Annotated in this window: 31 protein-coding genes and 1 other annotated feature; all 31 genes read right to left on the reverse strand. The window is 32.0% G+C overall.

Going from position 1 to position 26,839, the window contains the following annotated elements; translation table 11 throughout:
* On the reverse strand, window positions 1-632 hold a 632-nt coding region (locus tag MR285_RS00470), incomplete at its 3' end, for an RNA methyltransferase (RefSeq protein ID WP_293557156.1).
* Between the two features lie 55 nt (window positions 633-687).
* Window positions 688-1,188, reverse strand: coding sequence for a DUF4342 domain-containing protein (locus MR285_RS00475; protein ID WP_293557157.1), 501 nt, complete (start codon window positions 1,186-1,188; stop codon window positions 688-690).
* A 47-nt stretch (window positions 1,189-1,235) separates the two neighbouring features.
* Entirely contained in the window at window positions 1,236-2,339 is a 1,104-nt protein-coding gene (locus MR285_RS00480; protein ID WP_293557158.1) for a DUF3048 domain-containing protein, read from the reverse strand.
* Between the two features lie 136 nt (window positions 2,340-2,475).
* A complete protein-coding gene (locus tag MR285_RS00485) occupies window positions 2,476-3,126 on the reverse strand; it encodes a TrkA family potassium uptake protein (RefSeq protein ID WP_293557159.1) in 651 nt (216 codons plus the stop codon).
* A gap of 2 nt (window positions 3,127-3,128) precedes the next feature.
* Entirely contained in the window at window positions 3,129-4,457 is a 1,329-nt protein-coding gene (locus tag MR285_RS00490; RefSeq protein WP_293557160.1) for a TrkH family potassium uptake protein, read from the reverse strand.
* Between the two features lie 64 nt (window positions 4,458-4,521).
* Window positions 4,522-4,872: a 50S ribosomal protein L20 gene (rplT, locus tag MR285_RS00495; RefSeq protein WP_293557161.1), complete on the reverse strand. Its 351-nt coding sequence runs from the start codon at window positions 4,870-4,872 to the stop codon at window positions 4,522-4,524.
* A gap of 12 nt (window positions 4,873-4,884) precedes the next feature.
* Window positions 4,885-5,076, reverse strand: coding sequence for a 50S ribosomal protein L35 (gene rpmI, locus MR285_RS00500; RefSeq protein ID WP_293557162.1), 192 nt, complete (start codon window positions 5,074-5,076; stop codon window positions 4,885-4,887).
* 11 nt (window positions 5,077-5,087) lie between these two features.
* A complete protein-coding gene (gene infC / locus MR285_RS00505) occupies window positions 5,088-5,675 on the reverse strand; it encodes a translation initiation factor IF-3 (RefSeq protein WP_293557163.1) in 588 nt (195 codons plus the stop codon).
* Window positions 5,629-5,736: a sequence feature (ribosomal protein L20 leader region), on the reverse strand. (Overlaps the previous gene by 47 nt.)
* Window positions 5,737-5,779: 43 nt before the next feature.
* Window positions 5,780-6,397 (reverse strand): uridine kinase, encoded by a 618-nt coding sequence (udk, locus tag MR285_RS00510; protein ID WP_293557164.1) that lies wholly within the window; start codon window positions 6,395-6,397, stop codon window positions 5,780-5,782.
* On the reverse strand, window positions 6,390-7,616 hold the full coding sequence (locus tag MR285_RS00515; protein WP_293557165.1) for a U32 family peptidase: 1,227 nt from the start codon (window positions 7,614-7,616) through the stop codon (window positions 6,390-6,392). Before MR285_RS00515 ends, udk begins: the two co-directional genes overlap by 8 nt.
* Window positions 7,603-8,259: an O-methyltransferase gene (locus tag MR285_RS00520; protein ID WP_293557166.1), complete on the reverse strand. Its 657-nt coding sequence runs from the start codon at window positions 8,257-8,259 to the stop codon at window positions 7,603-7,605. Before MR285_RS00520 ends, MR285_RS00515 begins: the two co-directional genes overlap by 14 nt.
* A gap of 42 nt (window positions 8,260-8,301) precedes the next feature.
* A complete protein-coding gene (locus MR285_RS00525; protein WP_293557167.1) occupies window positions 8,302-9,963 on the reverse strand; it encodes a ribonuclease J in 1,662 nt (553 codons plus the stop codon).
* The gene (locus MR285_RS00530) at window positions 9,963-10,421 is read right to left on the reverse strand and encodes a Fur family transcriptional regulator (RefSeq protein ID WP_293557168.1); all 459 of its coding nucleotides are present in this window, start codon (window positions 10,419-10,421) and stop codon (window positions 9,963-9,965) included. Before MR285_RS00530 ends, MR285_RS00525 begins: the two co-directional genes overlap by 1 nt.
* Before the next feature lie 8 nt (window positions 10,422-10,429).
* Entirely contained in the window at window positions 10,430-10,669 is a 240-nt protein-coding gene (locus MR285_RS00535) for a DUF1292 domain-containing protein (RefSeq protein ID WP_293557169.1), read from the reverse strand.
* An 8-nt stretch (window positions 10,670-10,677) separates the two neighbouring features.
* Window positions 10,678-11,094 (reverse strand): Holliday junction resolvase RuvX, encoded by a 417-nt coding sequence (gene ruvX, locus MR285_RS00540; RefSeq protein ID WP_293557170.1) that lies wholly within the window; start codon window positions 11,092-11,094, stop codon window positions 10,678-10,680.
* A 57-nt stretch (window positions 11,095-11,151) separates the two neighbouring features.
* Window positions 11,152-11,406: an IreB family regulatory phosphoprotein gene (locus MR285_RS00545; RefSeq protein WP_293557171.1), complete on the reverse strand. Its 255-nt coding sequence runs from the start codon at window positions 11,404-11,406 to the stop codon at window positions 11,152-11,154.
* Window positions 11,407-11,453: 47 nt separating this feature from the next.
* Window positions 11,454-14,069, reverse strand: coding sequence for an alanine--tRNA ligase (gene alaS / locus MR285_RS00550; protein WP_293557172.1), 2,616 nt, complete (start codon window positions 14,067-14,069; stop codon window positions 11,454-11,456).
* A 77-nt stretch (window positions 14,070-14,146) separates the two neighbouring features.
* Window positions 14,147-15,430: an AI-2E family transporter gene (locus MR285_RS00555; RefSeq protein ID WP_293557173.1), complete on the reverse strand. Its 1,284-nt coding sequence runs from the start codon at window positions 15,428-15,430 to the stop codon at window positions 14,147-14,149.
* A gap of 4 nt (window positions 15,431-15,434) precedes the next feature.
* Entirely contained in the window at window positions 15,435-16,562 is a 1,128-nt protein-coding gene (locus tag MR285_RS00560) for a cysteine desulfurase family protein (RefSeq protein WP_293557174.1), read from the reverse strand.
* A 7-nt stretch (window positions 16,563-16,569) separates the two neighbouring features.
* Complete coding sequence (locus tag MR285_RS00565) at window positions 16,570-16,965, reverse strand: Rrf2 family transcriptional regulator (protein WP_293557175.1); 396 nt, start codon at window positions 16,963-16,965, stop codon at window positions 16,570-16,572.
* A gap of 11 nt (window positions 16,966-16,976) precedes the next feature.
* Window positions 16,977-17,432: a Fe-S cluster assembly sulfur transfer protein SufU gene (sufU, locus tag MR285_RS00570; RefSeq protein ID WP_293557176.1), complete on the reverse strand. Its 456-nt coding sequence runs from the start codon at window positions 17,430-17,432 to the stop codon at window positions 16,977-16,979.
* Entirely contained in the window at window positions 17,419-18,663 is a 1,245-nt protein-coding gene (locus MR285_RS00575) for a cysteine desulfurase (RefSeq protein ID WP_293557177.1), read from the reverse strand. The genes sufU and MR285_RS00575 overlap by 14 nt, the downstream gene beginning before the upstream one ends.
* A gap of 1 nt (window position 18,664) precedes the next feature.
* A complete protein-coding gene (locus tag MR285_RS00580) occupies window positions 18,665-19,711 on the reverse strand; it encodes a SufD family Fe-S cluster assembly protein (protein ID WP_293557178.1) in 1,047 nt (348 codons plus the stop codon).
* Between the two features lie 7 nt (window positions 19,712-19,718).
* Window positions 19,719-21,122, reverse strand: coding sequence for a Fe-S cluster assembly protein SufB (gene sufB, locus MR285_RS00585; RefSeq protein WP_293557186.1), 1,404 nt, complete (start codon window positions 21,120-21,122; stop codon window positions 19,719-19,721).
* A gap of 9 nt (window positions 21,123-21,131) precedes the next feature.
* A complete protein-coding gene (sufC, locus tag MR285_RS00590; protein ID WP_293557179.1) occupies window positions 21,132-21,878 on the reverse strand; it encodes a Fe-S cluster assembly ATPase SufC in 747 nt (248 codons plus the stop codon).
* Window positions 21,879-22,003: 125 nt separating this feature from the next.
* Window positions 22,004-22,363 (reverse strand): YraN family protein, encoded by a 360-nt coding sequence (locus MR285_RS00595; RefSeq protein ID WP_293557180.1) that lies wholly within the window; start codon window positions 22,361-22,363, stop codon window positions 22,004-22,006.
* Window positions 22,357-22,974 (reverse strand): ribonuclease HII, encoded by a 618-nt coding sequence (locus MR285_RS00600; protein WP_293557181.1) that lies wholly within the window; start codon window positions 22,972-22,974, stop codon window positions 22,357-22,359. The genes MR285_RS00595 and MR285_RS00600 overlap by 7 nt, the downstream gene beginning before the upstream one ends.
* Window positions 22,961-23,812 (reverse strand): ribosome biogenesis GTPase YlqF, encoded by an 852-nt coding sequence (ylqF, locus tag MR285_RS00605; RefSeq protein WP_293557182.1) that lies wholly within the window; start codon window positions 23,810-23,812, stop codon window positions 22,961-22,963. Before ylqF ends, MR285_RS00600 begins: the two co-directional genes overlap by 14 nt.
* Complete coding sequence (locus tag MR285_RS00610) at window positions 23,813-24,640, reverse strand: HAD-IIB family hydrolase (protein WP_293557183.1); 828 nt, start codon at window positions 24,638-24,640, stop codon at window positions 23,813-23,815.
* Between the two features lie 7 nt (window positions 24,641-24,647).
* Window positions 24,648-25,736, reverse strand: a complete 1,089-nt coding sequence (gene ychF, locus MR285_RS00615; protein WP_293557184.1) for a redox-regulated ATPase YchF — start codon at window positions 25,734-25,736, stop codon at window positions 24,648-24,650.
* A gap of 118 nt (window positions 25,737-25,854) precedes the next feature.
* The gene (locus MR285_RS00620) at window positions 25,855-26,763 is read right to left on the reverse strand and encodes a hypothetical protein (RefSeq protein ID WP_293557185.1); all 909 of its coding nucleotides are present in this window, start codon (window positions 26,761-26,763) and stop codon (window positions 25,855-25,857) included.
* Window positions 26,764-26,839 lie beyond the last annotated feature (76 nt).

Genomic DNA, 26,839 nt, shown 5'->3' on the forward strand with positions numbered 1-26,839 from the left:
GAAACTCCCTTTGCTTCATTTCCTATTACCACAATGTCCCTATCTTTAAATTTATAATCCCTTATGGAAGTTGAATTGTTAAGCGATGTTGCAATAATATTGTAATCTAAATCTACTAAATCTTCCCTACTCATAAAATAAATAGGGACTCTAAAAATAGAAGACATAGAAGACCTAACAGTTTTTGGATTGTAAAGGTCACAGGAGTTTGGCGAAATTATTATTCCATCAAGTCCAAAGGCATGAGCAGATCTAATAATTCCTCCAAGATTACCTGGCTCTCTAATGTCATCTAAATATAAAAATTTACCAGAATTTTTTTCAAAATCTCTGTGAACTTCTTTGTAATATGCGATTATACCTGGAGAAGTTACTGTATCGCAAAGATTTTTAAAAATATTATCTGAGAAAATATATACATTTTCTTCCTCAATATTTTTTATAATACTTTGAAATTTATTTTCTTTATAGGAAGACTCATTTATGGCAATGTATTTTGGCACAAAGTCCCTTGCTTCTTCCATTACAACAGGTTTTTCCACCATAAAAAGCCCGTATTCTTGTCTATATTTTTTTTCTTTTAAATTTTTTAAAAATTTATATGTATCGTTATTTTTACTTGTAATTACCATTTTTCTCCTCACAATATTAAAGAAAAAAGCCCCGAAGGGCTTTAATATTCAAGTTTTATAAAAATTTACTCTTGTCCTTTAAATATTCTTTGACATCAATTACTTCGCCATTTTCCATAATAATTTTAAAGGAATAGTCATAAATATAAGCTGCAGAAATTCCAATAAGTGATGCTGGAAGTGCTAAAATCATACCAATTGCAGATGTAGTTAATGAAAGAGATAGGACTGTTTCATTGTCCTTTTCTACAATAAGTCTACTTGCATTTCCCTTTCTCCAAATTTCTTTTATTGCATCGACAATTTCATCAAGATACTTTATAACTTCGTCAACATATTCTCTGCCACTTTTATTTTCGCGATTTTCATAAGATGTTTTTTCTTCTTCACTTTCAAAAACTTTAGAAGATTCAACTTTTTCTTTATACTTTCCTTCTTTAATAAATTCTATGGCAAGATCTACATCTCCGTCACTATCTAAAAGTGCTTTTCTAACTATTTCATAACTTGCTCCAGTTGTATTTATAACGTAATCAATTTTTGTCATATTAATCATAATATCACCTCAAAGAATATTTACCCAAAAGAATGAGTTTAAAAATTTTATTTTTTTATGCCTTCACTTTCAACTTTTGCATTTGTGTTTGAATTAAGTTTTTGTTCTCCTTCAGGATTTTCTGCCTGTGGCTTTTCATAAACTGCGTTTTTTTCTTCGTCAACAACAGATATGAAAGTTCTTCCCGGATAAAATTTAATTTCTTTACCTTCAGCATCTTTAAAAATTGTTTTCGCATCCTCGTTTGCTTTTTCCCATGTGATTGGTGCAAGTTTTCCCTTTTGAAGAAGAAGCCCTGTGCCAGTTCCTATGTTTGCAATCTTTAGAGTACCCTTAGGTCCTGCTACTACTCCCTTTTGAAACAAAACTATTAAATTATCTGTCTTAAATTCTTCGCCAGTTGCTTCGTCAGTTACAGCTTGTCCTTTGCGAATATATTTGTATTTACCAGTTGCTTCATCATATACAAAATTAGTTTTATAATTTCTGTTAAAGTTTAAAGTTATTTCCTTTACATCTTCTCCAACAATATTTTCGCCCTCATTGTAAAAATTAAGTGATGCAGTGTTGTCCTTCTCATCAATGCCCTTTTTTATCAAATAATTTTCAAGTTCAGGAAGGGAAATATATCCATTGTGTGGTGCACGCTTTCCAACATTTTTGTTTCTATGAAAAACAATTCCTTCTAGGGCAATTCCATCGAGGTCGACGACATTTCTATGTCTAACTTCAGCAAGTCCAGCTTCAGATCCTCCCCAGTGAGCATATATTGCATTGTATTCCTTTGCAGTCTGTACAAAGTATGGTCTTGCAGAACGAACTGGTCCCACACCTTCAGGTAAATTACTTTGGAAAAGTGCCATATATCTAGTGTATTCGCCCTCAACTCTATACTCGTATATTATATCGGCTTTAGAGATTTGTGCTTGTGGTCTTGCATCGTCGTGATTGTCTAGCATTACAGCAAAGATTTTGTTCTTTTCTTGCTCTTCATCTTCTCTTTCTTCGTGAGTAAGTGGTGTGTAATAAACTATTTTTTCTGGTTCTTTAGGTGGCTCTCCTTTTGCTTTATTAGTAGAGCTTGTCTTGTTGCAGGCAACTAAAGATGTTGCAATTAAACCAACAAGCAAAAGTTTTTTTAATTTTTTCATTAGATTACCTCTTTTCATATGCATTTACTTAATTGTAGTTTAAAAAATTGATTCTGTAAACAAAGTAAATTTTCATAAAGTAATTTTTTTATTTCCAAGAAAAAAAGGCTACAAAATTAAATTTGCAGCCATAAAATTAATTATTTTCTGTGAACTTTTTAATATCTTTTTCTGAACCTAAAACCGTCAAAGTGTCCTCTTCTTTGACTTTAAAAGACGCTACTGGATTTACAAAATTTTCTCCACCTCTCTTAACCATTAGAACATTAAAATTATAATCTTCTCTAAGTTTCAAATCTTGTATTTCTTTTCCATTCATCTTTGCACTTGCTTCAAAATCAAAAATTGTATAGCCCTTAGAAATTTCGTTAGAATCCAATAAAGAATCATTTGACAAATTATTTGCGAGCCTATAACCCATTTCTCTTTCAGGAAAAATAATTTTATCTGCACCACATTTTAATAAAATTTTTCCAAACCTATAATTAGGTGCTTTTGCAACAACTTTTTCGATTCCAGCTTCCTTTGATGCAAGGACTGCCATAATGGCAGCTTCCAAGTTTTCTCCAATGGCAACTACTGCAACATCATAATTTTTTAATGCAAGTTCTGTCATTGACTTTTCATCTTCAAGGTCACATATAATTGCTTCAGTAACATTTTGCGAAATCGCGTCAATTTTTTCTTCATCACTATCTACAATTACAACATCATTTTTTAAATCATATAATCTTGTGGCAACAGTTGAACCAAATCTACCGCAGCCAAATACAATAAATGTCTTCATAATTACCCCACTATAATTTTTCCTTCTGAATATCTCGTGTGTTTTTTTGTTTTTCTATTTAAAATACCAATGCCCAAAGTTGCAGCTCCAACTCTTCCAAGATACATTAAAATTATTAAAACAATTTTTGAAAGAGAACTTAAATTTGCAGTAATCCCTCTACTAATACCAACTGTTCCGAAAGCAGATACTATTTCATAAAGAATGTCCAAGTATAAAAATTTTCCTTGTTCATTAATTGTAATTAATAGAGAAGAAAAAATTATCAAGGCAGAACTCAATGTAAATATACAAAGTGATTTGATAAGTGATTCGTGAGATATTGTCTTGTGAAATATTTCTGTCTCTTTATTTCCTCTTAGAAATGAAATAGTGGAAAATAATAAAACTCCAAAAGTCGTTGTCTTAATTCCACCACCAGTTGATGCCGGAGATGCACCGATAAACATCAACATAATAGTTACAATTAAGGAACTCTCTTGCATTTTTGAAATATCAATAGAATTAAATCCTGCCGTCCTTGCTGTAACTGACATAAAAAAAGATGATAAAACTTTTCCCTTTAATGTCAAACCTTCCATAGCACTACCATTGTGTTCAATTAAGAAAAATGCAATTGTTCCAACTAAAATAAGTATTGCAGTTACTGAAGTAACAATCTTTGAATGTAAGTTTAAATTCTTAAAATTTTTCTTTCTGTAAATATCGATAAAAACTGTAAAACCTAATCCTCCAAAAATTATTAAAAGAGAAATTGCAATATTAACCGTAAAATCAGATACATAATCTATAAGAGAATTTCCTGTAATATCGAAACCTGCGTTACAAAAAGCAGATATTGAATGAAAAATTGAAAATAAAATCCCCTTTTCAATGCCAAAATCAGGAATGAATTTTGTAGCGAGTAATATTGCTCCAATTAACTCAACACTTAAACTAAATTTTATAATATAAATTACAAGTCTAATAATTCCCTTGCTTGTGTCTGCATTAGTTTGCTCTCTTATAATTCTTCTCTCTGTAATTCCAATTCGCTTGTTAAATACCATAGCAACAAGGGACAAAAATACCATTGTGCCAAGTCCACCAATTTGAATTAAAAGAATAATTACAACTTTGCCAAAAACAGTCCACTGACTAGCCGTGTTTGCAACAATAAGTCCTGTAACACAAGATGCCGATGTAGATGTAAAAAATGCATCTAAAAATCCAATTCTCTCGCCATTTGCACTTGCAATTGGAAGATCCAATAAACATGCTCCAAAAAAAATTAGCGCAAAAAAAGAAAGGCAAACTATTAGAGGCGGATTCTTTTTTAATTTTCTAATCATAGTACCCTCATTATAATATATTTATATATTTATTATGCAAAAAAGCTCCCAAAAGGGAGCATTATTATTGTTCTTTTGCAATTTGAACTAATTTTGCAAAGCCTTGTGGATCATTAATAGCCATTTCAGAAAGCATTTTTCTATTTATATTTACATTTGCTTTCTTAAGACCACTGATGAATTTTGAATAGCTCATTCCGTTAATTCTTGCAGCAGCATTAATTCTTGTAATCCAAAGTTTTCTAAAATCTCTTTTTCTTTGTTTTCTACCAATATATGCATAGTTAAGAGATTTCATAACAGCTTGATTAGCAGTTCTAAATAATTTTGATTTAGCACCAAAATATCCCTTAGCTTGTTTTAGGATATTATTATGTCTTTTTTTAGCGTTAACGCCTCTTTTTACTCTAGCCATCTTTACCTCCTATTAAGGGATCATGTGATCAATTCTCTTTTGATCACCTTTAGAAACTAAACTGCCCTTTCTAAGTTTTCTTAGTCTTTTAGCAGTTTTCTTACCAGTTTTATGTCCTTTATAAGCATAAAATCTTCTAAGCTTTCCAGAACCAGTTCTCTTAAACCTCTTCGCGGAAGCTCTGTGAGTTTTCATTTTTGCCATAAAAATCCTCCTTAATTATCAGACTTGTCCTTGTCTTTTCTCTCTGAAAGGAACATCACAAGATTTCTTCCTTCCATTTTAGGTTTTTTGTCCACAACTCCATACTCAGAAATTAAATCATAAAATTTATCGAGAACTTCTTGTCCTAGATCAGTGTGACCCATTTCTCTACCTCTAAATCTAACTGAAACCTTAATTCTGTCACCATTTTTTAAGAAATCAATAGCTCTATTGGCTTTTGTATTCAAGTCATGATCTTCAATATTTGGAGTAAATCTAAGCTCCTTAATATTGATCACCTTTTGTTTTTTCTTAGCTTCTTTTTCCTTTTTCTCTGTGTCGTATTTGTATTTACCATAGTCCATTAAACGACATACTGGTGGTTTTGCGTTTGGCGCAACATTTACTAAGTCCAGCTTTTTAGATATAGCCAAATCTATGGCTTGCGATTTAGGTACAACTCCTAATTGATTGCCTTCATCATCTACTAATCTGACTTCTTTTTCCCTTATCTCTTCATTGATTTGAAGTTCTTTAATTTCTAAGCACCTCCGTAAATTAAAAAAGCGAGCACCCAAAGATGCCCGCAAATTCATCATAATTTTAAAATAACCTATATGACTTAGCCATTAGGTGAGAAGCGGACTTCTTCTTTAATAACAAAAGATATGATAACACATAGATTTTATATTGTCAATTATTTTTACACTAAAGATTTAATTTTTTGGTATAAAAGATCAATAGCAACTTCATTTTCTCCGCCTTCAGGTACAATTATGTCTGCGTACCTCTTTGAAGGTTCAACAAATTGAAGATGAGATGGTCTGACTGTTGATAGATACTGCTCAATTACAGACTCTAAAGACCTTCCCCTCTCCTTCATATCTCTTTTAATTCTTCTTATTATGCGCACGTCAGCATCTGTGTCGACGAAGACTTTTATATCCATTATGTCAATTAAATTTACTTCGTTAAAAATCAAAATCCCCTCTAAAATAATTATTGGTTTTGGAATTACAATTTCCTTTTCCTTTTTTCTATTGTGCATTGAAAAATCGTAAATTGGTTTTTCAATTTCTTTTCCTTCCTTTAGCATCTTTAAATGTTCATACAAAAGGTCATTATCAAAGGCAAGTGGATGGTCGTAATTTGTCTTTATCCTGTCTTCAAAGACTAGGTTTGACTGATCCTTGTAATAAGAATCTTGTTCAATCACAGACACATTTTCTCTTCCAATAAGTTCAATTAATTTTTTTGTTACAGTGCTTTTTCCGCTGCCACTTCCACCACATATGCCAATAATGCAGGCTTTATTACTCATTTTCTCTCCTCAAAATAAATCCCTTCTTAATAGGTTCCTCTATTTTTATTTTAAAAATTTGCTTTGCCTTATTTGCAACTTCAATTTCATTGTCCTTTTCATCTAACATTTCTTCAATTTTGTAGTCAAAATGTTTTATTCCAGGTCCAAAAATTTCTATTTCATCTCCAACAAAAACTCTGTTTCTTTGTTCAATAGTTGCAACCTTTGAATTTTCATCATAATCTAACACAATTCCAACAAAGTCATAGCCCCTTATATAAGAATTGTCTTCATAAACTTGAGAGCTTTCATTTGCTTTTCCATAAAAGAATCCAGTAGTAAAATCTCTATGACTTACTTTTTTAATCTCTTTTAAAAGATAAGGATCGTACTTATAATTCTTAGGATCAGCATAATAAGCATCAATCGCCATTCTGTAAGATCTTATTACAGTTGCAAGATAGTATTCACTTTTTACTCTGCCTTCAATTTTAAGACTTGAAATACCCGCTTCGATTAAATCGTCAATATGCTCAATCATACAAAGGTCCTTTGAATTCATGATAAAAGTCCCTTCATCATGCTCTTCAATTGGAAAATATTCGCCTGGTCTTTTTTCTTCAACTAAGTGATATTTATATCTGCAAGGTTGTGCACAATCGCCCATATTAGCATCTCTTCCAGTCATGTAATTTGAAAGCAGACATCTTCCTGAATAGGACATACACATAGCTCCATGAGCAAAAGTTTCGATTTCAATGGAATCTCCAACTTGTTTAATTATATCAGAAACTTCCTTTAAACTTAATTCTCTTGCCATTACAACTCTTTCTGCACCAAGCTTTTTCCAAAACTTTACAGTTTCAGCATTTGTAACTGAACCCTGAGTAGAGATGTGAATTTGAAAATCAGGAGCAACTTTTTTCACCTTCATAAACATTCCAGGATCGGCAACTATTAGTGCGTCAACTCCAATTTCATATAACTTTTTAATATAATCTTCAACCCCAACAATGTCCTTGTCGTGAGGTATTATATTTAAAGTTACATGAAGAGTCTTTCCCCTTTCGTGCAAATAATCTGCTGCCCACTTAATATCATCTATGGAAAAATTCTTTGATGCCTTTCTAAGCCCAAAACTTTCTCCTCCAAGATAAACTGCATCTGCACCATATTCCACAGCAGTTTTTAATTTATTAACATCACCAGCTGGTGCTAAAAGTTCAATCTTCTTCATCTTTTCTCCTAACTAAAAGTACGCCATCTCCAATTGGCACTACGGAAGATATAAATCTCTCATCTTCCGAAATATCTTTTAAAAATTTTCTAAGTCTTTTTACTATTGTTATTTTTCTTCTCTTAACAAGGGAATCCTCAGCAATCATGCCCTTGAACAGAACATTATCGCAGATAATAATTCCCTTTTCAGTTAAATTTTTAAGTGCTGATTCAAAATATTTTTCATACTGACCCTTTGCCGCATCTATAAATATTAAATCGTATTTTTCATCTAAGTCAACTAAAAAATCATAGGCATCACTTTCGTGAACTTCAATAATTTTTTCTAAACCACAGTCAGAAATATTTTTCCTTGCAATCTCTACCATTTCCATTTTCAATTCAACACTGTCAATTTTTTCTATTGATTTATTTCTCTTTGCAAAGGAAATTGACGAATAACCAATTGCTGTTCCAAGTTCAAGAATTTTTTTTGGTTTTTGTATAGATATTAAAAAATTTATAAATTCTTCGCTTTCTCTTTCGATTATGGGAACGTGATTTTTCTCTGCATAATCGCTCATAGCCCTAAGTTTTTCATCTTTAATATCTTTTAAATTTCTCAAATAATTTTCTATATAATCGTAATTTATATTTGGCATAATCCCTCTAAAAAAGGGAACCTAACAGATTCCCTAAATATCCTAAACCTCCATAATAATTGGCAAAATCATAGGATTTCTCTTTGTATTTTTGAAAATGTATGATCTCAAATTGTCCCTAATATCTGACTTTAGTCCATTCCAATCCTTGAGATTATCTCTAGAATCTTCTTTTAATATTTTTCTGACAACATTTTTTGCCTCTTCTATTAAATCTTCAGACTCTCTCACATATACAAAGCCCCTTGATATTATGTCAGGTCCTGATACCACTTTTCCCTCTTTTGTAATAGTTATCACAACAATAATTAGTCCATCTTCAGAAAGATGTCTTCTGTCCCTTAGGACAATATTGCCAACATCTCCTACGCCAAGTCCATCTACTAAAATATTTCCTGAAGGAACGTCGCCAACTAATTTTGCGTCTTTTTGTGAAATCTCAAGGCAGTTTCCATTTTCCATTATAAAAATATTTTCTTCTGGTATTCCCATTTGAGTTGCAATCTTTGCGTGCTTCATGAGATGTCTAACTTCGCCGTGAGCAGGAATAAAGTACTTTGGCTTTACTAAGCTTAGAATTAATTTTAATTCTTCCTGACAAGCGTGCCCTGAAACGTGAATTTCTGAAAGAGTTTCATAAATTACCTTTGCTCCTCTTTCAAGAAGTCTATTTATAACTTTTGTAACTGCATTTTCATTCCCAGGGATTGGTGTAGCAGATAAAATTACAGCATCATTTGGAGTAAGTTGAATCTTTCTATGTTCACCATAGGCAATTCTAGTAAGCGCAGACATAGGCTCTCCTTGTGAACCTGTTGTAATTAACACAAGCTCGCTGTCATCGTATTTATCCATATCTTTGATATCCACAAAGGTATCTTTCTTAACTCTAAATTGACCAAGTCTTCTAGCCGTTTCCGTTACATTTACCATTGATCTGCCCGATAAAACAACTTTCCTGCCGTATTTTTCTGCAGAATTTATAATTTGTTGCACTCTATGAACATTTGATGCAAAAGTTGCAATTATAATTCTATTGTCTTGTAAATTTTGGAAAAGTCTATTAAAAGTTTCTCCTACTTTTGATTCACTCATTGTGTAGCCCGGTCTAAGCACATTTGTACTTTCGCCAATCATCGCCAACACACCTTTTTCGCCAATTTCCGCTATCCTAGTCAAGTTAATTGGCTTTCCGCTAATCGGTGTAAAATCAACTTTAAAGTCTCCCGAATGATAAATATACCCAAGAGGTGTCTTTATAGCGAGGGCACAAGCATCAGGTATAGAGTGATTTACACTAATCCATTCAACTTCCATTTTCCCAAGTTTAACTACATCACCAGCATTTACTACATGAAGCTTGTCTCTTGAAAGCCTATGTTCCTTTAACTTGTTTTCTAAAAGACCAATAGTAAGACCTGTTCCATAAATATCTAGGTCTAGTTTTCTTAGAACGTAAGGAATTGCGCCAATGTGGTCTTCATGACCGTGCGTTAATACAAGACCTCTAATTCTATTTTTATTATTTTCCAAATAAGTTACATCTGGTATTACTACATCAATGCCAAGCATTTCGTCTTCTGGGAAAGTCATACCACAATCGACAATAATAATATCATCTCTGTATTCTATAACTGTAAGATTCTTTCCAATCTCGTGAAGTCCTCCCAGGGGAATAATCTTCACCTTATTAGTATTTTTCATTAATTTGCCTTCTCCTCAAATTTGTGGCGGCAGTCTTCGCAATAACCCATAAATTTTAGAGTGTGGTCAACTATCTTAAAATTCTTTTCTTTTTCAACTTTAGCTTCTAGCTCATTTAAATTGTCAATATCAATTTCTTCTACTTTTCCGCAATTTATGCAGATAAGATGATGGTGTCTATGACCTTCTTTTGGAACCCTAAGTTCATATCTTATGACATTGTCATCAAATACAATTTGATCTAAAATACCCAGCTTGTGAAATAATTGGACAGTCCTATAAATAGTTGCAATTCCCATTTCAGGATCCTTTTTTGCAACTAAATTATAAACTTCTTCAGTAGCCATATGCTTATCTTTGTTGTCCAAAAAAATTTCATAAACCTTTGCTCTTTGTTTAGTGTATTTATAACCACTATCTTTTAAGATCTTTTTAACAGGATCAATGTTTAAATCCATATTCTCACCTATTCTAATTCATCCAAAAGTTCTTCATAAGCTTTTTTTGCTTCTTCAAGTTCATCATCATCAATCCCTGAAAGAAGCTCTTCACCAAATTCATCTTCTATCACTTTTAATATATAGATTTCTGGTTCTTTTTCATCTGTATAGAGTGCAACATAATCTGTGTCGTCAATTGAAAATTTTGCATCTACAAAAAATTCAACTTCAACATTATTTTCATCATACAATTTTATTTTTTCCATTTTATCACCTATAAATTTATTCTATCCAGATAGCTTTGCAGAATATATGTGGCTGCAATTTTATCTATATATTTTTTTCTATTTTCTCTTCGAACAGAACCAGCTATTAAAACTTGCTCAGCCATCAAAGTGGTCATTCTTTCGTCAACATACTCAATTTCAATACCAAATTTATTTTTCAATTTTTCTGCAAACTTCATTACTTTTTCACTTTGTGGTCCAATAGTATTGTTCATGTTCTTTGGAAGACCTACCACTATTTTTTCAACATTATTTTCTTTTATTATGTCATGAATTTTATCATAGACACTTTTGTTGGAATCTCTTTTTATAGTCATAAGAGGTTGCGCTGTAAGCATGAGAGCATCAGATATAGCTACTCCAATCCATACATCGCCAACATCAAGGCCTAAAACTCTATTCATATAACCACAACCTTTACAGGTACATATATAATATGTAAAAGAGATGGTCTAGCCATCTCAAATTTTTTCTAAATAAACTTTCAACATTTCTTGTAAAAGTTCATCACGCTCTATTTCTTGAATCATGGATCTTGCATTATCATGACTTGTAATATATGTTGGATCGCCAGATAATATATATCCAATAATTTGGTCAGAAGGATTATATCCTTTTTCCTCTAGAGCATTGTAAACAACCTTTAAAACACTCTTAATTCTCTCTTGTTCCAAACTGCTTTTTTCAAATATTTGTGTATTATTGTTTTGATCCATAATTACCCCCAGATAAATTATATCATAAAATATCTATTTTGATAATATTATAATAGTTCGCCTAGTTTGTTAAGAGCTTCCTCAACTTTATCTAAATCCTTAGCACCGGCAGTTGCCATATCTGGTCTGCCGCCACCGCCTCCACCAGCAACTTTTGCAATTTCTTTTATAATTTTGCCAGCAGCAATTTTCTTTTCAACTAAGTCTTTAGAAACTGCACATACAAAGTTAAGCTTTCCATCATTTACTGTCGCAAATAAAACTACAACTGAACCAACTTTACTTCTAACTTCATCGGCTAAATCACGAAGTGTATTTACATCTACCCCATCGAATTTTTTAATTACATAATTTATGCCATTTTTAACTTTAACTGAATCAAGAAGCCCTGAAATTTGATCCTTTGCCATTTCGTGTTCAAGTCTTTCAATTTCTTTATTTGCTTCCTTAAGATTTTTGTTGTTTAATTTTATCTTTTGTAGAATTTCATCTTTATTTGATTTCAATTCCTTCGCTATTTCTTCTTGTTCATCCTTTAATTCATTTAAGTACTTTAAAACAGCAGGACCTGTTATTGATTCAATTCTTCTTATCCCATTACTTATACCACTTTCAGATAGTATTTTAAACATGGAAATCTCAGAAGTATTTGATACATGAGTACCGCCACAAAGTTCACGAGAGTAATCTCCCATGGAAATAACTCTAACTTCTTCGTGATATTTGTCTTCAAATAGACCAATTGCACCCATTTTCTTTGCTTCATCTAAACTCGTAATCTTAGTTTCAACAGGAAGAGCTTCAAAAATCTTTTCGTTTACAATTTTTTCAACTTTATCAATTTCTTCCTTTGACATTGCCTCAAAATGAGAGAAGTCAAATCTCATTCTGTCAGGCATAACTAATGAACCGGCTTGATTTACATGGTTACCAAGAACGTCCTTTAATGCTCTGTGAAGTAAGTGAGTTACAGAGTGATTTCTTCTTATATTATTTCTTCTAGCAACATCAATAATGGCTCTAACGGGAGCTTTTTCTAGTTTTCCTTCTTCAACTTCTACAAAATGAAGGTGAAGTCCATCCTTAGTCTTTTTAGTGTCTGTTACCTTTAGTCTAAATTTATCGGAAATAATTTCTCCAGTATCTCCTACTTGTCCACCACTTTCACCATAAAAAGTAGTTTTATCTAGGAGCACAATTCCCCTTTTGCCTTCATCTATATAATCAACAATTTTATCGTCTTCAGAAATAATTCTTATAATATTTCCTTCACATTCATTTTTTTCGTAACCTAAAAACTCATTGGAAATTCCTTCAAATAGGTGCTTGTTGTCTTGATTTGCCCAGCCTACATTTTTGTCATCTCTTGCATCTCTTGCTCTTTTCTTTTGAAGTTCCATTTCTTCTTCAAATCCAGCCATGTCGACATCAAGACCTTCTTCCTTTAAGATTTCTTCTGTCAAATCAATTGGAAAGCCATATGTGTCATAGAGCTTAAAGGCTTTTTTGCCCTCTAACAATTTTTCATTATTTGCCTTCATTTCTTCAATGTGAGCATTAAGTCTTACAAGCCCATCGTCAATAGTTTCTAAGAATTTTTCTTCTTCTCTTCTAATTATTTCTTTAATAGATTCTCTGTTTTCTTTTAACTCTTTATATTGATCGCCCCAAGAATCAATTACTAAATCTGCAATTTCAAAAAGAAAAGCTCTCTTTATTCCTAATTTTCTTCCATGTCTTGCAGCCCTTCTTATAAGTCTTCTTAATACATAACCCCTTCCTTCATTTGAAGGTACTATTGTATCAGAAATCATAAAAGTCATTGCTCTTATATGGTCAGTTATAACTCTAAAAGAAATGTCAGCCTTTTTATCTTCGCCATATTTTTTGCCTGAAACTTTTGCAATTTCTTTTATAATATCTTTTATTGCGTCAATTTCAAAAATATTGTCTGTCTTTTGTAAAACAGTGGCAATTCTTTCAAGACCCATTCCTGTGTCAATATTTGGATGTGAAAGTGGATTGTAATTTCCATTTTCATCTTTATCAAATTGTGTGAAAACTAAATTCCAAACTTCGATAAATCTGTCGCCTTCTCCACCAGGTCTTTCATCTTCTGAGCCATATTCTAATCCTCTGTCGACATAAATTTCTGAACATGGACCGCTTGGACCTACCTCAAGTTCCCAAAAATTATCTTCCTTTCCAAGTCTAATAATTTTTTCTTCAGGAATTCCAATTACATCCCTCCAAATATTGTATGCTTCATCGTCATCTTTATAAACAGTAACCCAAAGATCTTCCTTTGAAATTTCAAGATTAACTGTTAAAAATTCCCAAGCCCAAGGAATTACTTCGTGTTTAAAATAATCGCCAAAGGAAAAATTTCCTAGCATTTCAAAAAATGTTGCGTGCCTATCAGTTAAACCTACATTGTCTATATCGCCAGTTCTAATGCATTTTTGGCAAGTTGTAACTCTCTTTGCAGGTGGAATTTCTTCTCCAGTAAAGAATTTTTTCATTGGTGCCATTCCTGCACCGATTAAAAGAAGGGACTTGTCATTTTTTGGAATTAGCGAAAAACTTGGTAATATCAAGTGACTTTTTGATTCAAAAAATTTTAAAAACTCAGTTCTTATATCGTGTAAACCTAAATATTTCATAAACAACTCCTATTAAAAATCCTCCCATTCCCTGGGAGGATGTGCTATAAATATTATAATTATAAAGAATATGAATGTCAATTAGAGCTATATTTGTCGTTGTATTTTATTTTTGCAAAATCAATTAGTATAAATATAATTGATGTAATTGGAACAGAGATTACCATTCCCCAAACGCCAAAGATTCCTCCACCTATGATTATTGAAATTAAAACAAGTAATGGATTTAGTCCTGTACTATCTCCGATAAGCTTTGGCGCGAGAATATTATTTTCCGTCCATTGAACTACTACGAATAAAATCATCACCCAAAATGCTTTTACTGGAGAATCTACTAATGCAAATAAAACTGCAGGAACACATCCAAGGAAAGGTCCCACATATGGAATAATATCTGCAACACAAGTAATAAGCCCAATAATTATTGCAAAGTCAACTCTTAATATCAATAAATAAATCATCGTGAGTATTCCAACGAAAATTGCCATTAACATTCTTCCTCTAATAAATTGTTGAAGAGCTATGTCAATTCTATTTGCCAAAAATGTAATGTCATCTCTATATTTGTTTGGAATAGATTTTTTTACTTTGTGAGTAAATTTTTCCTTGTCCACAGAAAAATAAAATGAAAATATAATTATTAATACTAATCTAAAGGCACCAGTCAATGCTCCATATACTTTTGAAAAAACTCCAGAAAGTGAACTCATAAGTGAGCCTTGAATTTTTGTAACTAAATCATTAATAGTTTTTGTCATGGAATTTAAAATATTTGATACAATTTGTGGTGTCTTAACATCTACCCCAGCCTTTGGATTGGACTCTTTGTAGATGTCTATAAAGTTTTCTGGAAGTTCAATATTAAATTTTGCAAAAATCTGCGTCAAGAAATCATTTACGTTTTTAGTAAGTGTGTCCACCATTGCAGGTAAGCTTGTAAGTAAATTTGAAACCTCGTTAATAGTTTTTGGTATTACCGAAACTATTAAAACCACAAAAATTAAAATAACAGAAATATAAACTATTATTACTCCAAACTGTCTTTTAATTCCCTTTCTCTCCAAATAATTTACTATTGGATCTATTATGTATGCAAAAATAATTGCAATAATAGCAGAAGAAAGAGTGTAACCTAGAATTGTGAACTTGTTAAAAATTATTGTTATTAAATAGAGAACTAAAATCCCTAAAAATATTTTCGTAATGAAATGTAGATCTATGTTTATTCTTTTTTTGCCTTCTATATATCTATTTCCAATATTTATTAGATAATAAATTGCCAAAAATATTAGAAATATAGATAATATTACAAGGGCATAAATCATAAATCTTGCAGCATTACCGGAAATTTGTTCCAACATATTATCACCTGTTCTTGAACTTTTTCATCCCTTCACTTATTTTTTCCACCACATAATCACATTCTTCTTTTGTGTTATTGTGATTTATAGAAAGTCTAAGCATGGAAAGAGAATCCTCTTCACTTCTTCCAATTGCCCTAAGGACATGGGATGGATTTATACTTCCTGCTGCACAAGCAGATCCAGATGAAACACATATATCATACATATCAAGGTATTGCACCATGGTTTGTGGTTTAGTATCCTTTAGCGTAATATTTATATTTCCAGGAAGTCTCCTATCTTTTGGACCGTTAAAAATAATTCCCTTTATATTTAAAAGTTTTTCAATAGTATAATCTCTTAAATCACTTGTGTAATTTATATTCTCATCAATATTTGCATAGGCATCTTCTATTGCTTTTGCTATGCCAACTATGGATGCAACATTTTCTGTGGAGGCTCTCATACCTCTTTCTTGTTCTCCACCATCTATAAAGGGAAAAATTTCTACACCCTCTTTGATGTATAAAATTCCAATTCCCTTGGGAGCACCAAGCTTATGACCTGATATAGAAAGCATATCCACATCTAAATCTTTTAAATTAAATTTAACATTACCCATAGCTTGCACTGCATCTGTATGAAATAAAATATTTTTTTCTCGAGCAATTTTTGAAATTTCAGAAATCGGCTCAATAGTACCTATTTCATTATTTGCAAACATTATGGAAATTAATTTTGTGTTGTCCTTTATTTTTTCACTTAATTCATCTAAATTCACAAATCCTTCTTCATCAACTGAAATTAGAGAAGTTTCATTGCCAAATCTTTCAACTGATTTAAGTGAATTTAAAATAGCTGGATGTTCTATCTTTGATGATATTATATGATTTTTTTCTCTTGGATTCAATGTTTCTTTTATGACCCAGTTGTCAGATTCAGATCCTGATGAAGTAAAATAAATTTCGCTTGGTTTTACTTTTAAGATTTCTGCAATTTTTATTCTAGAATTTTCAATTGCCGCTCTAGACTTTTGTCCTAGAGAATAAATTGCCGATGCATTCCCATAATTTTCTCTCAAATAGGGAAGCATGGCATTTAGTACATTCTCTGTGATCTTTGTAGTAGCAGCATTGTCCATGTAAATCATATTTACCTCACATGTCTGCCAGAGTCATAGACTCCATTACATCTTCAATTTGTCCTTGCAACTTTGAAAGTATATCTCTAGTTGCACAATCCTTTAGCTTTCCGCAATTAGCGTTCTTGCCAAGATCACAGCAAGAAAGTGAAATGTCGCCTTCAAGAGCATTTATTATTTCTCCAATAGCAATATCCTTTGGGTCTCTCGATAAAACATAACCTCCACCTGCTCCTCTTATTGATTTGACAAGGTCGGCTTTTTTTAAAAGAGAAAAAAGTTGTTCTAAATAAGATTCCGATAAATTTTCTTCTTTTGCAATATCTTTTAGTGCAATGGGACCCTTGCCTGAATTTTCTTTTAAATTATACATTGCCATTAAACCATAACGGCCCTTTGTCGAAAGTTTCATTTAATCACCTCTCATGATGGAATAAAAGATCCTTCTTCTTTATTGTTTTCTAACATATCTTTTAAAGTGTACCACGAAAGAACTGCACACTTTACCCTTGCTGGAAGATTGCTAATGGATTCAAAAGCTATGGCATCGTCAAGTTCCTCAAGCTCATCGGGATCTTTAACTTCGCCCTTTACCATTCCAATAAATTTCTTTGCTCTTTCAATAGCCTTTTCTACAGTTATTCCCCTTACATTGTCGCACATAATTGACGTAGATGCTTGTGAAATTGCACAGCCATGTCCTGTATAGGAAATATCTTTTATAATTCCGTCTTGTACTTTTAATTGTAGAGTGATTTCATCGCCACAACTTGGATTATGTCCAAGTTCTTTGTGGGTGTAATCCTCTAATTCATGTCTATTGTGTTTATTTCTAGAATGTTCCAAAATTAATTCTGTGTAAATATTATCGAGATTCAATGCCTAAAACCCTCCTTACATCTTCAAGATGTTCTACGAAATAATCAATTTCTTCAACTGTGTTATAAATTGCAAAACTTGCTCTACAAGAGAAGTTTGAACCTAAAAATCTGTGAAGTGGTTGTGCACAGTGATGACCTGATCTTATTGCAATGCCATAAGTGTCTAAGATTGATGCAACATCGTGAGGATGAGCTTCTTTAAAGTTAAAAGATATTACTGGTGCTCTGTTTTTGTTGCTAGTTGTATAAACTTCAAGATAATCTAATTTAATTAATTTTTCGTAGCAGTAGTCAGTTAAATATCTTTCGTAATCGTCAATTCTTTCCATGCCATATTTATTTACAAAGTCAATGGCTGCCGCAAGGTTTACTGCTCCTTCAACATTTGCAGTTCCTGCTTCAAATCTTTGTGGTGCATTCAAAAAAGTTGTATGATCTTCATAAACATACTCTATCATATCGCCTCCTGATAGGAAGGGTTCCATTTCATTTAATATGTCTTCTTTTCCGTAAAGCACACCTATTCCTAGAGCAGAGTACATTTTGTGTCCTGAAAATGCTAAGAAGTCAACATCAAGTTCACTTACATTTACTTTTCTGTGAGGTACAAGTTGTGCACCGTCTAAAATAATTTTTGCACTTGAATTTTCTCTCACATACTTCACGATTTTTTCAATGTCTGGGTTTGTTCCTACTACATTAGATGCTCCTGTAATAGATACAATCTTTGTCTTTTCAGTAACCTTCTCTTCTATTTCATAAAAAGGAATTTGCTTGTCTTCGTCTATATATAAATATTTTAACTTTGCACCAGTTTTTTTAGCAACTTGTTGCCAAGGAACTAAATTTGAATGGTGCTCCATTATTGAAATTAAAATTTCATCGCCTTCACTTAAATTATTAAGTCCATAGGAATAGGCAATTAAATTTAGCGCTTCTGTTGCATTTCTTAAAAATACAATTTCGCTTGCCTTTTTTGCTCCTACAAAATCTGCAACTTTTTGTCTTGCATTTTCATAAACTTCTGTCGATTTCATTGCAAGATAATGTGCTCCCCTATGTGGATTTCCATTTTCAGTTTCATAAAATTTTTGAATATTCTCTAGAATTTCACGAGGCTTTTGTGTTGTTGCCCCATTGTCAAAATAGACAATATTTTTTCCATTGGGCTTCAATTTTAAAAAGGGAAACTCTTTTCTTATATCTTCTATCTCTTTATTTGTAAACATATTAATTTCCTCTCTTTATAATTTGTCTAACTGAATTCCAAACTTCTTCTTTTAATTTTTCATCTGCCAATGCGTCAATTGCACGAGAAAATTTTGATTCAACTATTAGTGCTTCTGCTTCGTCGTGACTAATTCCCCTGCTCATTAGATAAAATATTTGATTCATGTCAAGTTTTCCAGCACTTGATGCGTGATTGCCTACTACATCATCTTCATGGGCAAGCATTAGTGGCACTGAAATTGAATGAACTGTGTCGTCAAGCAAAATTGAATACTCCTCTTCAGAGCCAACAGCGCCCTTTGCACCTTCTATAAATTGTAGGTTTGACTTAAAGTTTTTAAAGGACTTGTCCTTTAATGCTCCATTAACCAAAATATCTGATTTAGTCTTTTTACCTCTATGAATCATGTCGTAATTCATATTTAAATATTCCTCTTTTTGTCCAAAATAAATTGAATCTACAAACGAAGAGGATCTTTCACCAATAAGCTCTGCTTTATAGTTTGTGTATAGTTTTGATGCACCAAGTTCATATTGGTGAACAGATACCTTTGCGTCATCTTCTGTGAAAATTCCAATAGACTCGAGAACTAAAGATTTATCATCATCTCTTACTATTACAAAAACTTCTACTTCTGAATTTTCTTTTGCAAGAACTTTTATAACAGAATTTCTAAATTTTTCACAATTGCCTGAGGAAGTGTAGTCAAGTATAACTTTCAATTTTGAATTTTTTTCTGCAATTATGTGCTGAAGGTCAAAAAGTTCACAATACTCATCATCTAGTTCAAATAATTTGAAATCCTCTTTGACTTCTCCTTCCTTTGCCACATAGGAATTGTAATAGTTTAAATATTTTCTATTTAATTCCAGTGCGTCAGATGAAATTCCATATTTTATTTTTTCAAATTCAGAAATTTCTCCTGGATTTTTTTCTCCTTCTTCTCTATATAATTTCCCTTTGATTTCTGGGATTTTTATTTCAGTTTCATTTACCTTTAAAAAACTAAAAGTTTTAAAGGCAATTTCATTTCCAATTATATTCATCTTTCACCTACCCAATTGATCCAACAAGTTCAAGGTTAATTAGATTATTCATTTCAACTGCATATTCCATAGGAAGTTCCTTTGCAATTGGTTCTGCAAATCCTCTTACGACCATTTCCCTCGCTTCTTGTTCAGAAATTCCTCTTGACATCAAATAAAAAATCACAGAGTCACTAATTCTTCCGATTTTTGCTTCATGTCCAATGTCAATGTCATTATTCTCTATTTTTATAGTTGGTATTGTGTCTGAACGGGACTCGCTATCAAGCATTAATGATTCACAGGAGGTTGAATTCTTTGAGCCCACTGCATTTTCCTTTATCTCAACAAGTCCTCTATAAATAGCAATTCCTCCAGATTTTGAAATTGATTTTGTGTTAATAGTTGACTTAGTATGAGGTGCTGCGTGAACAACTTGTGCACCTGTGTCTAGATTTTGTCCTTCACCTGCAAAAGAAATCCCAGTAAATTCACTGCTTGCATTTTCCCCAACTAAAATTGATGCCGGATATAGCATTGAAACTTTTGAACCAAAGGAACCTGAAACCCATTCAATTTTTCCATTTTTCTCAACAATAGCTCTCTTTGTATTTAAGTTATACATATTTCTCGACCAATTTTCTATTGTTGAGTATCTTAGAGTTGCATTTTCGCCAACAAAAAGTTCAACGGCTCCTGCATGAAGATTTATTACATTATACTTTGGAGCAGAACAACCTTCGATGAAATGACAATAAGCATCTTCTTCCACAATTATAAGGGTATGTTCAAATTGACCTGCGCCTGGTGCGTTAAGCCTGAAATAAGATTGTAAAGGTATGTCTACATTTACTCCCTTTGGAACATATACAAAGGAGCCACCAGACCAAACGGCATAGTGAAGAGCTGCATATTTGTGAAGATTTGGAGTGATACATTTTCCAAAATACTTTTTTACAATTTCTGGATATTTTTTTAATCCAGTTTCAAAATCTGTATAAATTACTCCTTGGTCAGACAAATATTTTTGAATATTGTGATATACAACTTCAGAATCATATTGTGCCCCAACTCCAGACAACATAAATTCCTTCTCCGCTTCAGGAATCCCTAGTTTGTCAAAGGTATCCCTTATTTCCTCTGGAACATTTTTCCAGTCATCACTCATATCTGCGTCAGGTCTAATATAAGTTGTAATTTCATCCATATCGACTTCAGATAAATCTGGACCCCACTCTGGATTCTTCTTTTCGTTGAAAATTTTTAATGCTTTAAGTCTACTTTCAAGCATCCATTCCGGTTCTTCCTTTTCCTTGGAAATTTGTCTAACAATTTCTTCTGTAAGGCCCTTTTCAGTTTTTGATCTAAATGTAAATTTATTTTTAATGTCGTAGACTCCACGATCCATGTCTTCTACATAAGTTTTATCCATCTTAGTCAATTATTTCACCTCTTCTCTTATCCAATTAAATCCATCTTTTTCGATTTTATCAATTAGAGAAGCGTCTCCTTCTTTTACAATTTGTCCATCTAAAATTACATGAACAAAATCTGGTTTAATGTTGTCGATTAATTCCTTGTGGTGAGTAATAATTAAAACTGCATTGTCTTTATTCAAGAATTTTTCAATTCCCCTTGATACAATTCTCGTTGCATCAACATCAAGCCCTGAATCAGTTTCATCTAAAATTGCAAGTTTTGGATTTAACATGAGCATTTGAAGAATTTCATTTTTCTTTTTTTCTCCACCAGAGAATCCGACATTAAGATATCTTTCAGCGTAAGAAGAATCCATTTTTAACTCTTCCATTTCCTTTTTTATTTCTTTTTTAAACTTTAAAATAGAAATTGTCTTATCTTCCTTCAAAGATTTTGCTGTCCTAATAAAATTCTCCACAGAAATTCCCGGAACTTCTTCGGGAGTTTGGAAAGACATAAAAAGTCCCTTATTTGCCCTCTTATCAGTTGTAAGGTCTGTAATATCTTCTCCATCTAAAAATATTTTTCCGCTAGTTACATTGTAAACTGGATTATCCATGATCACATTGGCAAGTGTAGATTTCCCAGAACCATTTGGTCCCATAATTACGTGCACTTCGCCATAATTAATTTTTAAATTTATATTTTTTAAAATTTCCTTATCTTCCACGCCTGCGCTTAAATTTTCAATTCTCAATAACTCTGTCATACTTCCTCCATTTATAAAAAATAATTCATACAAAATTACTATGTTTTTTCTATTAACTATAATAACACAACTCTTTTAATAATCAAACATTATTTGAAAATAAAAAAAACTAGGCTTAACCTAGTTTATGAAAGCGTAAATGCAGACTCTATGTGATTGATTTCCTTTTCATTAAAATAAATTTCAATTATATCAAAGCGAACCATTATGTCGTAAAGATTTTTTTCCATAATATACGCTGTGGCAGTTTGAATTATATTTTGCATTTTAAATTCCGTAACAGCTTCGTAGGCATCGCCATATTTTCTTGAGTTACGAGATTTTACTTCAACAAAGACAATCTCGTCTTTATCCCTTGCTATTATGTCAATTTCTGTGCCAAGAGCTCTATAATTTCTCTCTAAAATTACATAACCCTTTTTCTCCAAAAATTTTGTAGCAATGTCTTCTCCACGATTGCCAAAAAATAAATTGTGTCCTACCATAGTTTCATATTCTTCAAAAAAGATTTTCTGTGCATATCAGTTGGACCATAAGCCTTTAGAGCATCTCTATGATATTTTGTAGCATATCCCTTGTGTTTTTCAATGCCATAATGAGGATATTCTTCTGCCCACTTGTTGCAAAGATCATCTCGATAAACTTTTGCAATAATTGAAGCACAGGCAATAGAATAGCAAGACTCATCGCCCTTAATAATTGCATGTTGAAAAATTCCAGTTTCTATGGTTTCTGCGTCTATTAAAACACAATCTGCATTAACCTTTTTATTTTCCTTGTCGCGCAAATTTTCAAGAGCATTTATCATAGAAATGTGAGTCGCCATTTTTATATTTACTTTATCAATAATATCTGCACTTGCCCTTCCAATTCCAACGGCAATGCAAGATTCTAAAATTTTTGTATAGAGTTCCTCTCTTTTTTTCGGTGTTAACTTTTTTGAATCATCAACTCCATCGATGTACTCGTCCCTTGGCATAATAATTGCACAAGAAACTACATCGCCAAAAAGGCAGCCCCTTCCAACTTCGTCAATTCCGCAAATATTTTTGTATCCCTTGTCGTAATATTCATCTTCAAATTTATAAAAATTCATCTGGTTCCTCCAAGGTTATTCTTCCAAGAGTTCCCTTCCTAAATTCATCTAAAATAATTCCAGAAACTTTTTCATAATCTATTAATCCACCGCGCATAAGTGCGCCTCTGCTCTTTCCAATTTCGTCCATGATTTCAATTGGTTCCATATTTTCGACATTGGAAATTTTATATCTCTCTTCTATTGACTTTGGCGCAATTTTTTTTAATTTTTCAATTAATTTTAAAGAGAGAGTTTCTCTATCCATAATTTCATCCTTTATCGCACCCGTAAAGGCTAGATTAAGTCCAACTTTTTCTTCAAACTTTGGCCACAAAACCCCCGGTGTGTCTAACAGATGAAGTTTTGAATGAATTTTTATCCACTGATTTGTCTTTGTAACTCCAGGTCTGTTCCCAGTTTTTGCAGATTTTGTGCCAGAAATCGAATTTATAAAAGTTGATTTTCCAGAATTTGGTATACCTACAATCATTGCACGAAGCGGCCCCTTATTAAGACCCTTGTCCTTATATTTTTTTATCTCTTCAGACATTAATTCCTCAGATTTCTTTACGACTAGAGCCACATTTGGCTTCATTGCATTGTAAGAAATTGCAAAATTATTTTCATCGGTAATTCTTCTCATCCACTCTTCATTTAATTTTGGATTTGATAAATCAGACTTATTAAATATTAAAAGTCTTTTTTTGTTTTTTAAAAGGTCCTTAAAAAGAGGATTTCTACTTGAGAAGGGAATGCGAGAATCAATAATCTCTATTACAAAATCCACGAGTTTTAATTTTTTCTCAATATCCTCAATTGTCTTTTTCATATGACCTGGATACCAGTTAATATTCATTTAATCACCAAATAAAACCTTGTCTAAAATTTTTACTGCTCCATCATTATTGTTGTCATATTGAGAAACTACATCTGCAACTTCTCTAAGTCTTTTTACTCCATTTTTCATTGCAATGCCAAGTCCAACATTTTCTATTAGCATTACATCGTTAGAATCATCGCCAATAGCAGCAACATTTTTTAAATCCACATTTCTATTTTCTGCATATTTTTTTATCCCAAAAAATTTGTCGCCGCTTTTTTGTAAAACTTCAAGCATCCACTTTGGCTCTCTTCTAATTTTCATAATGTGAAAATTAAATCTGTCAGAAATTTCATCTCTCATTCTATTTCTAAGAGCAACTAAATCATCATGACTTCCAGCAAATACAATTGAAAGTGGATTGCCCTTTATGTTTTCAAAATCATCTACTCCAAGATTCCTTCCCTTAAAAGCGTCAACATAGGAGCCTTCAAAACTTTCAAAGTTCTTTTTCTTGTAAACAAGATCTATGCCATCATCCCTTTCAATATGAAGTGATGTGTAGACATTATCATTATCGTCAAAACTCATTACTCTTTTTAAATCCTCTTTGCTAATTGGATTCACATACTCAACTTTTCCAGTGAGATTACTCCTAATTACATTTCCATTATTGCAAATAAGGTCGATGTCCACATTATCTCCCACAAATTTGTGAGCAGAATAATATTCACGTCCAGTAGCAACTACGGGAATAATATTATTGGATTTTAGTTTTTCCACAAAGGATTCAAAACTCTTCGTAATAACTTTATCTGTAGTTAAAAGAGTTTCGTCTAAATCCATAGAAACAATTTTAATCATAAATCACCTATACATTAAATTTAAATACAATTACATCGCCATCTTCAACGACATAATCCTTCCCTTCACTTCTAATAAGTCCCTTCTCTCTTGCGACGGCAACAGAACCTGACTCAACTAAATCCTTATAGCTAACTGTATCAGCCTTAATAAATCCTCTTTCCATGTCGGAGTGAATTTTTCCTGCAGCAGTTGGAGCCTTTGAGCCCTTCTTAATAGTCCATGCTCTAGTTTCCATCTCGCCAGTAGTTAAGAAAGAAATTAACCCAAGAAGTTTGTAACTTGACTTAATCAATTTGTCTAATCCAGATGAATCAAGACCAAGTTCTTCAAGGAAAAGTTCCTTTTCATCGTCGTCAAGAGTTGCAATTTCAGCTTCAATTTCTGCAGATATTACAACAACTTCATCGCCAGTTTTTTCTGCATATTCTTTTACTTTTTTCACATATTCGTTATCTTCTTTTTTTAAATCTTCTTCAGAAACATTGCACACATATATTACAGGTTTTGCACTTAAAAGAGAATAATTTTTTATGATTTTTTCTTCTTGCTCGTCAAGCTCAACCTCTCTTGCAGCTTTTCCCTTTTCAAGAGCATTTTTAATTTTTTCCAAAAGATCTCTTTCCTTTGCAAGAGATTTTTCTGCTCTCGCCTTTTTTACAACCTTTGAATATCTATTTTCAACTTGTTCAAGGTCAGAAAAAATTAATTCTAAATTTATATTTTCAATATCACGAATAGGGTCAATAGATCCATCCACATGAATAATATTTTCGTCATCAAAACATCTTACTACATGAACAATGGCATCAACTTCACGAATATTTGATAAAAATTGATTTCCAAGTCCTTCGCCCTTACTTGCACCTTTAACAAGACCTGCTATATCATAAAATTCTATATTTGTGTGAACAATCTTTTGTGATTTGCTTAATTTTGCAAGGACATCTAATCGTTCATCAGGCACATTTACAACTCCAATATTTGGTTCAATAGTTGCAAAGGGATAGTTTGCAGCTTCAGCACCAGCACTTGTAAGAGCATTAAATAAAGTTGACTTACCTACATTAGGCAGTCCTACGATTCCAAGTTTCATTAGAAAACCTCCATTCAAATTAAAATTATATCATAATTAAAAAGCATAGGTCTATTAATAAAAAAATAGTGTCAGTCTTTACAACTAACACTATTATGATTAACACTTAAATTATATTTTATTTAGAACCATTTATCAGACCTAATATCTTTTTTCCTACATTAACACTCAGGTTCTTGTACTTAGTTTTGCCATTACCTATTCCATATGATACATAATATTTATTCCCAATTTTATTTTCTGGAATAAATGTGAAGGTTATATCATCATCCTTATCAGCTTTTATATTTACTATAACCGTTCCCTTATATGGTTCGTTTTTTAGTGGGTCTTCTGGTCCTTGACTACTAATGTTTTTTATGATTGTGTCCAAAATATCTTCTTTCAACTTACCTATTACAATAAAAGATTTAATATTTAGATCTTCATCTGTAATTACTTCTATATTCATAGATTGACATCCAATAGTCTTGTTATCAAGTGTAAATTTTTTATCATTTACTTTGCTTATTTCACTTGTGTTTAAAGTTATATATTCACTCTTTTGATTCATTGGAATTTTATAAATTTCACAAATTTCTTTTAAAGGCACATAGTTATCTCCATTAATCAAGTACATCTGCATTCCTTTAATTTCTTGTTTCTTTCCATTATCTTTATTTTCTTTTGAATAAGCAATTAATTTATGACTTGAATTAAAAAGCTTTATTTTTTTATCGGATTTTACAGGCTTAATTTTAATGGAATTCTTCATTCTCAACATCTTTGGTTGGATATTTAACATTACGCTATTTGATGCACTATCATAATTCACAAAACTATCATTTTGTTTGTCGAAAAAATCTAGGAAATCCCTTAATTTAATGAATAGGGCATCTTTCATATAAAAAGCTTGGATATCTTCTCCGCAATAATTTATTTCACACTTTACTGCATAAATTTCTTTACTTTTTGCTTGGGATATACTGGGGATAAGAACCATCCCCAGTATGAAGATAAATAAAATTTTTAACGATTGTTTTATCATACTATCCACCTTTTAAACTTTAATAAAATCCATTATAACTTCGATTTCCGAAAAATCTAATTGGGCAGTATTCAGG

The sequence above is a fragment of the Peptoniphilus sp. genome (assembly GCF_022767005.1).
In the GTDB taxonomy this organism is placed as follows: Bacteria; Bacillota; Clostridia; order Tissierellales; family Peptoniphilaceae; genus Peptoniphilus_A.